This window comes from Pseudomonas nitroreducens TX1, from assembly GCF_000313755.1.
Lineage (GTDB): Bacteria > Pseudomonadota > Gammaproteobacteria > Pseudomonadales > Pseudomonadaceae > Pseudomonas > Pseudomonas nitroreducens_A.
The window spans coordinates 1-12,491 of record NZ_AMZB01000088.1; the positions used below are offsets into that span (position 1 = coordinate 1).

A 12,491-nucleotide genomic window follows, 5' to 3' on the forward strand; every position below is an offset into this window, starting at 1 on the left:
CGAGTTCGAGTCTCGTTTCCCGCTCCAAAATCGAAGCGCCGTCCACCAGGACGGCGTTTTCGTTAAACCTCCAGCGAATGCGGACGGTTACAGCAAGTTGATGCGGGAATAGCTCAGTTGGTAGAGCACGACCTTGCCAAGGTCGGGGTCGCGAGTTCGAGTCTCGTTTCCCGCTCCAGAATCGAAACGCCGCCCATCAGGGCGGCGTTTTCGTTTGTGCGGCGAAAAGTTTGCCCCTCGTTGTTCCTCGCCTTCCCCGTCACTGCGCTACCTGCCGTTCTCTCCCGACTGCCAGGCTTGTCGCGGCCTCCCTGCGAAAGCCGTCGTGTGCCTGCATTGAAGAAAATGCTGACGCAGCCCTGAGGAGAATCCCGTTTGTCGCCCCGGACAGGCACCCGAGAATGCCAGCGCTCATCGCCGTGCGATGGAGTGGGGCCCATTCATGAAGCGCTCCAGCGAAGTGGACGGGCATTCGTGGAGCTTGTCGTGATGGGGTTGATGCACAGATGCCGAAGTTGCGCAGTCACCTGAACGCGGCCCAATTGCCGCCAAGCGCAGAGGATCAGGATGACGCGGTCAATGTCCTGTCGGTGTTCGATTTCGACGGCACCCTGACCCGGCATGACAGCTTTCTGCCGATCCTCTGGTTCGCCTTTTGCACTTTGGCTTTCTTCGGCGCCTGGGAGCCATGGTACTTCCTGGCCTGGAATTTTCGTCTTCATCGCCATCTTCGCCTGGTTCACGGTGCCGGACGGCCTGCGCCACCGGGTGTTGTTCCCCGTCTGGCCGAAGCTGGTCGGCAGTCGTTTCTTCATCGCTCGCACGCACCTCGAGACGGAGCTGCGCAAGCCGGAAAACAAGGGCGTCAGCCTGGCCAAGGGCGCGCGGTTCGCTACTCCTTTGTTCCTCTGCCTGGTGGTGGTCGAGGTGTCTGACATGTTGTTCGTTGCCAGTCAGTTATTCCCCGGCAAGGAGGACGACGCCGGCGACGTTTCCGAGCGCTAGCGCGATTTCGCTTGATTCAAGAAAAGCCCGCCTCGCCGCGGGCTCTTTTTCGTGGCCGGCGGTTGCGCGGGGGCGAACCGGTGATCGGAATTTTCAAAGGACACGCCGGGCGCTCGATCACGCCGCGAAAGCCCTGTCCCAGAGCCCTCCGGGGAAGGTGGCACGGGCGCGAAAACGCGTTGGACGACAGGGATTTTCACAAGTTTTTCACGGACTGCAACCGCCGTCGACAGTGGCATGGCCATTGGCCGCACATCGGCAATTTCCTTGATCTAAGCTCCACTCAGGTCGGTCTCGCGATCAGAGGTTTGCATGCGAAATATTCCCGTGGAGAACCTCCGAAGCGCACTGCGGGCCTGTCGCGATAGTTTCCTGTTCGTAGGTTTTTTCAGCCTGTTCATCAACGCACTGATGCTGGTGCCGACCTTCTACATGCTGCAGGTCTACGGCCGGGTGATCACCAGCGGCAGCCTGACCACGCTGACCATGCTCACGCTGATCATGACGCTGCTGGTGATCACGCTCGGGTCCCTGGAATGGGTCCGCTCGCGCATCCTGGTGCGGGTCAGCACGCGGCTCGATGTGCTGCTCAGCCGCCAGGTCTACAAGGCCAGTTTCAAAAGGGCGCTGCACAGTGGCGGGATGGACGCTTCGGCCCAGCCTCTCAACGACCTGACCGGCCTGCGCCAGTTCCTTGCCGGCAGCGGCCTGTTCGCCTTCTTCGATGCGCCGTGGCTGCCTATCTATATCGCGGTGATGTTCCTCTTCCACCCCTGGCTGGGCTGGGTGGCGGTGGGTAGCGCCGTGCTGTTGCTGGTGCTTGCCGTGGTCAACGAGAAGGTGACCGCGCCGGCCCTGGCGCAGGCCAACAAGGAACACATCGCGGCAACGCTCCAAACCACCAAGAACCTGCGCAACGCCGAAGTCATCGAGTCCATGGGCATGCTGGAAACGCTGATGGACCGTTGGGGGAGCCGGCAGCGCAGCGTGCTGTTGCTGCAATCGGTGGCCAGTGACAAGGGGGCGGTGATCAGCACGCTTTCCCGCACCTTCCGCCTGCTGGTGCAGTCGCTGGTACTCGGGCTGGGCGCTTATCTCGCGGTGGATCATCAGGTCGGGCCGGGGATGGTCTTCGCCGGTGCCGTCCTGCTCGGCCGGGCGCTGGCGCCGCTGGACCTGATCATTGGCAGTTGGAAGGGCTTCATCGCGGCCCGCTCGCAGTACAACCGCTTGAACGACATCCTCGAAAAGCTGCAGGCACAACCCCAGCGCATGCCGCTGCCGGCACCCCAGGGGCATATCCAGGTGGAGAACCTGGTAGTGACGGCGCCGGGCTGCACGACACCGATCATCAAGAACATCAGTTTCAGCGTGCCCGCCGGTTGCGTAGTGGGCATCATCGGGCCGAGCGCGGCGGGGAAGTCCACCCTGGTGCGGGCGCTGATGGGTATATGGCCGCCATTGCACGGGGTCGTTCGCCTGGACGGTGCGGACATCAGTACCTGGAACAAGCACGACCTCGGCCCGCACATCGGCTACCTGCCCCAGGACATCGAACTGTTCGAGGGCACCGTCGGCGAGAACATCGCCCGCTTCGCCGAGGTGGAATCGGAGAGGGTCATCCAGGCGGCGAAAATCGCCGGGGTTCACGAGATGATCCTGTTGCTGCCGGACGGCTACGACACCGTCATCGGCAGCGAAGGGCTGATGCTCTCGGGTGGGCAGCGCCAGCGTATCGGCCTGGCTCGCGCACTGTATGGCAGCCCGAGGCTGATCGTGCTCGACGAACCCAATTCCAACCTCGACGATGTCGGTGATCGCGCGCTGGCCGCTGCCATCCACCAGCTCAAGCAGAGCGGCGCGACTGTCTTCGTCATCACCCACCGCACCAACCTCGTTTCCCAGCTCGACCGGCTGATGCTGATGAACGACGGCACCGTGACGCTCTACGGACCGCGTGACCAGGTGCTCGCCGAGCTCACCGCCAGGCAGCCGCCACAGGTGCCGCAGCGCCCGAAGCCGGCGGGCGCCAGCATCGCTCCGGTGGATACCCACAAGGATGACGCCGATGCCCAGTCACCCCATTGAGAGCTTCGCCGACCTGCCTTTGTCGGACCTCAAGGTCCGCCGTCTGGGGGTGGCCATCGTTGCGGTGACCTTCGGCCTGTTCGGCACCTGGGCGGCGTTCGCCCCGCTGGACGGCGCCGTCTATGCGCCCGGCGTGGTGACCGTGCAGGCCTACCGCAAGACGGTGCAGCATCCGGAGGGCGGCATCGTCAAGGAAGTGCTGGCGCATGATGGCGACATCGTCAAACGCGACGCCCCATTGATCGTGCTTGACGATGCCCAGCTGCGATTCGAATACGAGATGACCCGCAGCCAGCTGATCGCCGCCGAGGCGATGGAGGCGCGGCTCAAAGCCGAGCGCGACTCGCGTGGGGCCATCGACTTCGAAGGGGTTGGCGACCTCGCCAGTTCGCGCGGTGAGGAGGCGCGGCAGAGCGAAACCCAGGTCTTCAATGCCCGCCAGGGATCGCGGCAGGGGCAGATATCCGTGCTGCGCGAGCGCATCGGCCAGTTGAACCAGCAGATCGACGGGCTGCAATCGATGATCGGTGCCAAGGGCCAGTTGGCGAACTCCTACGGCGGCGAAATCGATGAGTTGTCCGACCTGCTCAAGCAAGGCTACGTCGACAAGCAGCGCCTGCTGGAACAGCAGCGCAAGCTGCAGATGATTCGCGCGGAAATCGCCGATCACCGTTCCACGATCAACCGCACGCGCTTGCAGATCAACGAAACGCAGCTGCAGATCCTGCAGATCGACAAGGATTTCAGTGCCGAAGTCGCCAAACAGCTGGCCGAGGTGCAGACACGCATCTATGACCTGCAGGAGAAGCGTTCGTCGCTCGAGGACCGGCTGGGGCGCATCGTCATCCGGGCGCCGGACGCGGGCATGGTGATCGGCATGACGGTGCATACCGTCGGCGGTGTGGTGCGTCCGGCGACGCCGTTGCTGGACATAGTGCCCTCGGTGTCAGAACTGGTGATCGAGGCCCAGGTTCCGCCGGTGGACATCGACCGCGTGGCCATCGGCAAGCGCGCGGACATTCGCTTCAGCGCCTTCAACAGCGCGACCACGCCGGTGATCGAGGGCGAGGTCATCAACGTCTCGGCGGATCGCCTGGTCAACGAGAAGACCAACGCTGCCTATTACCTCACGCGGGTCCGCGTCACCGAAAAAGGGGCTCGCACGCTGGGCGAGCGAAAGTTGCTGCCGGGCATGCCGGCGGACGTGCTGATCATCACCGGGCAGCGCACCCTGTTGCAGTACCTGATGCAACCGGCGCGCAACGCCCTTTCCCAATCGATGATCGAGGAATGACCATGGACGCATCGACCTTCTGGCTGGCGGGGGTGCTGACGCTGGCGTCGAGTTGCGCGCTGGCGCAGACCTACACGGCGGCGCCCACGGGTGTTGGCGTGGCGCAGGACGCCACCGACCTGCTGCGCCTGTACCATGAGGCGCGGCTGGAGGACCCGCAGATTCTGGCGTCCTACGCCCACGCGCAGGCGGGCAAGGAATACCAGCGCGAAGCCATGGGCGTGCTGCTGCCACAACTGTCGCTCAATGCCGGGACCAACCAGATCCACCAGCGCAACGACCTGATCGACGAGAGCTACGACAGCGAGAACTACAGCCTTGTGCTGCGCCAGTACCTCTACAACAAGGCGGCCTGGGAGAACTACCAGAAGTTCAAGAGCATGGCGGTGCAGTCGGAAAACGAGGCGCTGGACGCCCAGGCGGAGGCCACCGTGGAACTGGCGCGGCGCTATTTCACCGCACTGGCGGCCGAGGATGAGCTGGAGCTGGTGATTGCCGAGCGCCGCACCACCCAGGAAAGCCTGGACCGGGTCAATGCGCTGTACGCCCGGCAATTGGCCCTGGTGACCGACCAGCTCGATCTGCAGGCCCGCGTGGACCTGCTTGCGGCCCAGGAACTGGAAGCGCGCAACCAGGCGACCATCAGTCGCGAGGCATTGACGGAAATAGTGGGGCGGCCGGTGAAGGAGCGGCTCAGTCGGGTCCGCGATGACGTACGCCTGCAGATGTCGGAGCAGAGCCTTGACGCTTGGGTGCGTGATGGCGTCGCGCTGAACCCGGCGCTCAAGGCCAGGCAGAGCGGCGTCGATGCAGCGGAAGCGGCGCTGCGCAGCGGCAAGGGAGGGCATTATCCGACCCTGAGCCTGAACCTCAGCGCACAACAGACCAACGAGGGCTACAACAACTCCCTGGCGCCGCGCACCGACAGTTATGTTGCCGGCGTCGGACTGCAGGTGCCGATCTACAGCGGCGGCTCGACCTCGGCGCGGGTGCGCGGGCTGTACCAGGACCAACTGGTGGCGGAGGAGCAACTGGAGGAAATCCGCCGCCGGGTGGTCAAGGAGATCACCAGCGCCTACCTGACGGCCAACTCCAATGGCGAGAAGATCCAGGCCAACCGACTGGCTCTGGTCTCGGCGCACAAGTCGCGCGAGTCGGCGGAAAAGGCGCTGGGCTATGGCATGGTCAACGCGGTGGACGTACTTGCCGCTGTGCGCAACGAATTCCGCGCCCGCCGGGATCTGCTCAAGACTCAGTACGAGTTTCTCAGCAACGTCTTCACCCTGAATCGCTGGGCGGGCAGGCCGCCGATCGAGAGCGTACAGAGCGTGAATGGCTGGCTCAGCGCCGGCGCTTCCAGCGAGGCTCTTCCGCGTCCTTGACCCTCCCGCAGGGCGCTCTCGCGCCCTCGCGTTCCCTGCCTTCATCGTTCGAGAGTGAGCTCTTTCGGCAAGCCAGCGCGCGCCGGTGCCGGCCGTCGTCGTCCTGCTGTCACCCTGGGCCGGAACGGCGATCTTGACGATATTTTGACGAGATCGTCCTTGTTGTAATTTTCCCCAGCCATTCGTCGTTTAATTGACGAATCCCGCTGCGATGGAAAGGCTCATTCCGAGTGCCGCTGATGGTTGCAAGCGTTTGATTTCCGGGAAGTGGCGAGTGTCGGGAGGTGCGGCGCGGAGCGTCGCCTGCCCCGAAATCGAACCGCTGGTCGACGGGTGGCCAAGCGGGTAGAGGACCGGCCTGACCTAGACTCAGATGACCGGTCGAGGGAGCACGGAATCATGTGCAACGTGTTGATGGGCACTCGTGTTGATGCCGCCTCGATGGGTTGTTCGGCTCTTGCGCAACCCCACCGGCCCCTGCGGGTAAAAGGCATGTTCTCGCCAAAGACGTCTCCACCCGCCGGCTACGGTCCTGGCGCCGCAAGCATCCGTTACCGCTTCCGGCGCACTTCCAACTGCTCTTGCCCGGTATGCAGAGCTCCACTGGAAGGGCGCACGCGAAGCCCTTTGAAGAGGGGGTCAGAAAGCCATGTCTGACCACAGAAAAACGATACGGGTGATGCTGGTCGATTGCCGTCCGCTCGTACTGATCGGCCTTCACGATCTGATCAATGCCAGGCGGCCGCGAATGGAGGTCAGCGGCCAGGCCACGACCTACACCTATGCGCTGGACCTCGCCGACCAGCAGCGCCCCGATGTGATCTTCTTCAGCTTCTTCCCGGACGCCCTGAACCCGCTCGAAGTGGTCACCGAACTGACACGCAGCGCGCAAATGAAAGTGCTGCTGCTCAAGGGGCTGTACGAGGCGGTTCCGGCCGCCCAGGCGATAGAGGCGGGCGCGCGGGGCATCGTGCTGGCGGAAGATCCGACCGAATCGATCATCCAGGCCATCGTCAACGTCCATCATCGCGATATCGCACGGGATCGCGCCTGGGCGGGCGGGCTTTCCGGCTACGCGGCCAGTGGGCACGTGCCGCTCAGGTGCAACCACGAGCAGGCCAAGCACGCCCGGCTGACGGTGCGCGAAAGGGAGCTGATCAGCGCCATAGTCGAAGACCCGTCGGCCAAGTACATGAGCATCGCCGAGCGCCTGGGCATCAGCGAACACACGGTGCACAACCACCTGAGCAACATCTACCAGAAGCTCAACCTGATCAACCGCATGGACCTGCTGATGTATGCGTTGAAGCATGGACTGGCTGGCAGCGAAGAGCCGCCGGAGTCTGCGTGGGTTGAGATGGACCGCTCCCCGCACCAGGGCAATGGTTCGTCGTTGCGCAACAATTGAGCGCCGTTGCCGCGCCCGATTGACGGTAAAAATGAAGGGGGGTGGCATCCAGGCCACCCCCGCTTCTTTCCCGCGTGCGAACTAGGTTGCGCTGCCATGCACGATGTCGGTGTTGAGGATGTCGACCCCCACCACTGTGATGGTGGTGATCTGCCCGCCGGACTCCTGGATGCTCACGATGCTGTCGGCGCCGTTGTTGTCGATGTTCTGCACGGTCGACGTGGCATCACCATTGAGGACCAGCTTGTCACGCTGGCCCGCAGTGTCGAAACCGGTGACCTGGTACTTGTTCTCGGTGCGTGCCAGGTCGACGTTGAAGGCCTCGCGGGTGCCGGTCACGCCTGCCAGTACGTAGTCAAAGGTCCCGCCGGCGGCCTTGTTGGCGAACAGGTTGGCGGTGAAGGCGCTGGTCGCGGTGTCGCCATCGCCGTCGGTCACCGTGGCGTTGAACGACAGCTTGACGTCGCTGGCCAGATTCTCGACCTGCCGGATGAACTGGATGGTCGGGATCTTGATCATGCCCTCGGCCATGGTCAGCTGGATGGCATCGATCATCTTGCCGGCGACGGTCTGCACGGTGAAGGATTTCTGTCCGCCAGCCTCGTTCTGCAGGTTGCCCGCCACCACCTTGATCGGCGCACCGGACGTCGTGCCGTCGTCGTAGTAGGCGACGTAGTACAGCGATTCCGAGGCTGGGTCGTAGCCGCCCACCGAGTTGTCGATGAACACCTTCACCGAGGTCAGCAGCGTCTGCGGGTTGGCCACGAAGCTGTCGTCACCGGCGGTGATGCCGGCGCCGCTGCCCTGCAGCACGTTGTTCTTCACGCCGATGCCGGATGTACTGACGTTGAGGGCCTTCTGGTCGTCGATGTACGACGGTAGCGGGTTGGTCTGCAACTGCGCCTCGGTCGGATCGGTTGCGCCCTGTCCTATCCCGGTCAGGATGCTGTTCGCGCCCGTCTGCGGGGCCAGAGCCTTGGCGGCGAAGAAGACGACGGCGTCAGTGCCTATGGTCAACGTCTGTACCGGGTCCGGGCCGCCGGCTCCGAGGGACCCGTTGGCGGTGCTCAGCACCAGCGTCGAACTGAAGCCCTGCACCAGGTCCAGGGTGTAGGTGCCATCGGCCAGCGCCGTCAGCGTGTAGTCGACACTGGTGTTGGCAGTGCTGGCGTTGTTGTCGAAATCACCGGTGAGAGTGCCCGCGAAGTGGTACGCACCATTGATATCCGGCGACGGCGACGTTTCGGTGAGCGTGCCGGTCCCGGTGGTGGTCGTGCCGTTGGGTCGTACCAGGGTGAACTGTCCGTTCGCCAGGGCAATATCCAGGCCCGCTGTGCTGCTGCCGTCGGCGCCGAAGGAATGGTCCCAGTAGCCGGTCTGCGCCAGGGTACTGCCGGTGCCGACGATGTTGCCGAAGGCCAGCGACGGGCCGTCGTCGTAGAACATCAGGTTCTGTCCGATGTTCAGGGTCGCCTGGGCTGTGTCGCCATCCTTGTCGGTCGCGGTTGCAACGAGTTTCACCAGGTTGTCCGCGCTGAGGGTCCTGCTGTCGTTGGGGTCGGTGACATTCCCGTGGACCACGGCGCGCAGCTGGTCGAGCGTGACGTCACCGTTACTGGCCGCGCTGACGGTGAAGACCAGTGCGTTGCTGATCGCCGTGCGACCTTCCACCACGCCGTTGTTGAGCGACAGGTTGACCACCTGGCCGGTGGCAGTGTCGACCAGCCCGGAGGCGCCGGCAATGACGCTCAGGGCATAGCTCACCGGGGTCGCGCCGGCCCCGTCGGCGCCATAGCTGGGACTGAAGTTGGCGGCGAAGTTCTGCGTGGCGTTGGTGCTGAAGTCGCTTTCGTCCACCGTGAGGGTCGGCTCGGTGCCGGTGGTGCCGATAGTCGGCCCGTCATCCTTGAAGATCAGGTTCTGGCCGATGTTCAGCGTGGCCTGGGTGCTGTCGCCTTCCTTGTCGGTGACGGTGGCGGTCAGGGTGACCAGGCTGTCCGAACTCAGGGTGCGTGAGTCATCGGGATCGTTGGCGTTGGCGTGGACAATGGCGCGCAACTGGTCGAGGGTGACGTCGCCATTGGCGGCCACGCTGACGGTGAATACCAGGTCGTTGCTCACGGCGCAGCGGCCTTCCACCACGTTGCCGTTGAGCGAGAGGACCACCGATTGGCCGGTGGTGGTGTCGGTCAGCCCGGAGGCCCCGGAGACGCAGCCCAGGGTGTAGGTGACAGTGCCACCGCCGTCGGCGCCGAACGAGGCGGTGAAATTGGCGGCAAAGCCCTGCAGCGAGTTGGTCGTGAGATCCGACTCGTCCACCGTCATCACCGGCTCCGTGCCAGCGGGGCTGACGGTCGGCCCGTCATCCTTGAACAGCAGGTTCTGGCCGATGTTCAGGGTGGCCCGGGCACTGTCGCCGTCGCCGTCGGTCTTGGTGGCGGTGAGCTTCACCAGGTCGTCGGAGGTGAGAGTCTTCGAGTCATCCGGATCGTTGGTATCGGGGTGGACCACGGCGCGGATCTGGTCCAGCGTGACGGTGCCGTTGGCAGCTACGCTGACGGTGAATACCAGGTCGTTGCTGACCGCTGTGCGGCCTTCCACCACGGCGCCGTTCATGGACAGGTTCACCGCTTCGCCGGTGGCTGTGTCCACCAGTCCCGAGGCGCCGGCGATCACGCTCAGCGCGTAGGTCAGGGTGCCCGCGCCGTCGGCGCCGAAGGCCGAGGTGAAGTTGGCGGCGAAGCTCTGCGAGGCGTCGGTACCGAGGACGGTTTCGTCCACCGTCAGCGTGGGTTCGGTACCGGTGGTGCTGATGCTCGGGCCGTCATCCTCGAAGATCATCTTCGAGCCGATTTCGACGGTGGCGGTGGACACCTGCAGCAACTTGAAGCCGCCGATGTCGAAGTCGGCGTGGTCATTGCCTTTGGCATCGACCGCCGCGCCGTTCTCGACGAGCACGCGGTTGTGATCCGCCGTGGTGGTGTACTCGATCTTGTATCCGGCCAGCACGCCGGTGATGGTTGCCACGCCGCCAGTGATGGTGATGACGATGCCCGGGTCGTTCACCGAGCCGTTGGAGTTTTCCAGCACCGCGCCGGTAGTACTGTTCAGGACGCGGACGTTGGTGATAGCGACCGTGGTGTCACCGGCATAGCCGTCGATGAAGGCGTTGCCCGCCTCGGCGGCGGTGCTGAACGCGCTGATCTTGACGATGGCGCTCTTGCCGCTCTGCAACTGCACGACGTCGAAGCTGGCGGTCTTGGCGTTGAACATCTGGGTGAAGTCGATGTTGGCTTCGACATCGGCCTCGTTCTGGTCCAGGTTGGGGATGGTCATGTCCTGTCGGGCACCGGTAACGAAGGTGAAGCGGATGCCTTCCTGCTCGACGATCATCTGGTTGTTGGTGCCGAAGGTGGTCGGGCCGCCGGCCTGGCTGGTGTTGATGGTGTCGCCGGTGGTGATGTTGGCGCCGGTGGACTGGTTGGCCGGGTCCTTGCCGGTGGCGATGATGGTCGGGTCGGTGATGCGTATGACCCCGTTGTCATTCACCGTGGTCGGGGTCGCCGTGGTGAACATCAGGAACAGATTCTGCCCGGACGGGGCGTCGGCCAGGCTGAAGGTCAGGTCCTGGCTGGTGCCGATGTAGACCTTGTTCAGGAGGTTGAGGGCATCATCGGCATTGGTGCCGTCCGGGTGCTTGAGTGGCTGGTATTCCACGGTCCAGATCTTGCCGCCGCTGACCGGCGAGCCGGTTTCCTCGATATAAGCGGCGAACACGATGGTGCCGTTGGCGCCGCCGGCGCGCCCGAGCAGGACGTTGTTGTTGGTGGCGTCGGTGTAGAGAAGGATGTCCACCCCGGCGAGGGTGTCCAGGCCGCTGTCCAGGCCATTGAGCGGCGCGCCGCCGCTGCCGGTGAAGAGGATGTCGGTGATTGCGCCACCTGGAGCGGCGCTGATGGTGAACGCGTTGCTGCCGGTATTTCCGGCTGCACCGGTATAGCCGCTCAGGGCGGCGCCCGACGCAGTGCCGGCACCCAGCGCTGTCAGGCGGGCGGTGAAGGCGGCGGGCAGGGAGGCGAGGAGGATGTCGTTGTCATTGGCGTCGCCCGCCGGGCTTGGGGTTGCCGTGGCGTTCTGCAGGCCGGCGGTTTCGTCCAGCGAGACGGTCACGCCGGTGGCCGATACGATGGGGCCGGCGTCAGTAAAGGTGGCGGTCGCCGTGGCGCCGTCACTGGAAGCGGAGAGCAGGAATCGCGCCCCGGCCGAGTCGTCCGGGTCGACGTACCAGGAAGTGGTCACGCTGCCGTTGACCAGGCCGTCCAGGTCGCCGGCGCCGCCGTCGGTCACGTACCAGGGGGCGTGGCCGGCACCGGCGCTGGTGTTGAGCACGTCGTCCGGCGTGCCCCAGACGCCGTCGGCGCCCGGGCCGGTGGCGTGGTCCACCTCGATCTTCACGGTGCTGCCGGCGGTGAAGCCGCTGGCGGTAATGATGGCGGTACTGCCGGGCGCGTAATCGTTCTGGTCGGTGGCCACGGAAGGAGCGGTGCTGTCATCTGCGGTGGGGCGCGTTGGCGACGCAATCTTCTTATGGATGGTCATGATGTTCTCCCGAGCATTTCCATGCGTGGTGGCCAGACCTCGACTGCTGGCCTTTTACTGCTACATGCCACGACTATGGGGACGCACCGGGGAATTCGCATCGGCCGATACTCCCAGGCAAGGTGGGAGTTTCGGACTAGGCAGGCCAGGCAGCGCAGGCGCCGGGTGGTTGCAGCGCTGCGCTTGCGGACGAGAGGCAGAAGCGTCGTTTTTCGACGAATCGTGGGTAAAAGCTGGCGATTGTCCACGAAAAAGCCCGCATCATGCGGGCTTCTTTGGTTCTGCTCGAGGCTCAGTGCTTCGCTGTGTCTTCCGGCAGGGCAAGCAGTTGCTTTTCACGGTTCCAGTCGAAGGGCTCGCCGTTTTCTTCGGCCTCGAAGCGACGCTCGTCGAGCTGCTGGTACATCTGCAGTTCTTCGTCGGGCATGTAGTGCAGGCAGTCGCCGCCGAAGAACCACAGCAGGTCGCGCGGGATCAGGTGGGCGATCTGCGGATAGCGGTGGAAAATCTGACTGATCAGGTCCTGGCCCAGATATTGGGCGCCTTCCGGGTCGCGCGGCAGTTCCACCAGCAACTCGTCGAAGCGCTCGAGGAACAGGCCGTGGTTGTCCTCGGGAACCTGCTCGGCTTCGCCCAGGGCGCCAAGGATCATGCGCAGGTGGTTGAGCAGGGCGATGTGGTGGTCGAGATAGGCGCTGGCCATGGGATTCCTCTG

At 64.2% G+C, this 12,491-nt stretch carries 6 protein-coding genes, 1 tRNA gene and 2 pseudogenes; 7 read left to right on the forward strand and 2 right to left on the reverse strand.

All coding sequences use genetic code 11. From position 1 onward, the window contains the following. Positions 1–102 precede the first annotated feature (102 nt). The 7 genes and pseudogenes from C167_RS0106670 (at position 103) to C167_RS32275 (ending at position 7,177) form a co-directional block, all read left to right on the forward strand. Positions 103–178, forward strand: a tRNA-Gly gene (locus C167_RS0106670). Positions 179–542: 364 nt separating this feature from the next. After that, positions 543–712 (forward strand): annotated as a pseudogene (locus tag C167_RS35445) (hypothetical protein); the annotation flags it as partial. Next, positions 709–945: pseudogene (locus C167_RS0106675) on the forward strand (tellurium resistance protein TerC); the annotation flags it as partial. The pseudogenes C167_RS35445 and C167_RS0106675, both read left to right, overlap by 4 nt. Before the next feature lie 372 nt (positions 946–1,317). Then, positions 1,318–3,093, forward strand: coding sequence for a type I secretion system permease/ATPase (locus C167_RS0106680; protein ID WP_017517488.1), 1,776 nt, complete (start codon positions 1,318–1,320; stop codon positions 3,091–3,093). Beyond that, entirely contained in the window at positions 3,074–4,387 is a 1,314-nt protein-coding gene (locus C167_RS0106685; RefSeq protein WP_017517489.1) for an HlyD family type I secretion periplasmic adaptor subunit, read from the forward strand. The genes C167_RS0106680 and C167_RS0106685 overlap by 20 nt, the downstream gene beginning before the upstream one ends. 2 nt (positions 4,388–4,389) lie before the next feature. After that, the gene (locus C167_RS0106690; RefSeq protein ID WP_017517490.1) at positions 4,390–5,769 is read left to right on the forward strand and encodes a TolC family outer membrane protein; all 1,380 of its coding nucleotides are present in this window, start codon (positions 4,390–4,392) and stop codon (positions 5,767–5,769) included. A 649-nt stretch (positions 5,770–6,418) separates the two neighbouring features. Continuing rightward, on the forward strand, positions 6,419–7,177 hold the full coding sequence (locus C167_RS32275; protein ID WP_051167946.1) for a response regulator transcription factor: 759 nt from the start codon (positions 6,419–6,421) through the stop codon (positions 7,175–7,177). Positions 7,178–7,258: 81 nt separating this feature from the next. Here the strand turns inward: C167_RS32275 and C167_RS0106700 are convergent, their stop codons facing one another. Continuing rightward, positions 7,259–11,776 carry a DUF5801 repeats-in-toxin domain-containing protein gene (locus C167_RS0106700; RefSeq protein ID WP_017517492.1) on the reverse strand — a complete coding sequence of 1,506 codons (4,518 nt, stop codon included), beginning with the start codon at positions 11,774–11,776 and terminating at the stop codon, positions 7,259–7,261. Between the two features lie 292 nt (positions 11,777–12,068). After that, complete coding sequence (locus C167_RS0106705; RefSeq protein ID WP_017517493.1) at positions 12,069–12,479, reverse strand: PA2817 family protein; 411 nt, start codon at positions 12,477–12,479, stop codon at positions 12,069–12,071. Positions 12,480–12,491: the final 12 nt, after the last annotated feature.

What these genes read in the sequence shown, in the direction of transcription:
- C167_RS0106680 (WP_017517488.1), top strand. Translation starts at nt 1,318, where the DNA reads ATGCGAAATATTCCCGTGGAGAACCTCCGAAGCGCACTGCGGGCCTGT.
- C167_RS0106685 (WP_017517489.1), top strand. Translation starts at nt 3,074, where the DNA reads ATGCCCAGTCACCCCATTGAGAGCTTCGCCGACCTGCCTTTGTCGGAC.
- C167_RS0106690 (WP_017517490.1), top strand. Translation starts at nt 4,390, where the DNA reads ATGGACGCATCGACCTTCTGGCTGGCGGGGGTGCTGACGCTGGCGTCG.
- C167_RS32275 (WP_051167946.1), top strand. Translation starts at nt 6,419, where the DNA reads ATGTCTGACCACAGAAAAACGATACGGGTGATGCTGGTCGATTGCCGT.
- C167_RS0106700 (WP_017517492.1), bottom strand. Translation starts at nt 11,776, where the DNA reads ATGACCATCCATAAGAAGATTGCGTCGCCAACGCGCCCCACCGCAGAT.
- C167_RS0106705 (WP_017517493.1), bottom strand. Translation starts at nt 12,479, where the DNA reads ATGGCCAGCGCCTATCTCGACCACCACATCGCCCTGCTCAACCACCTG.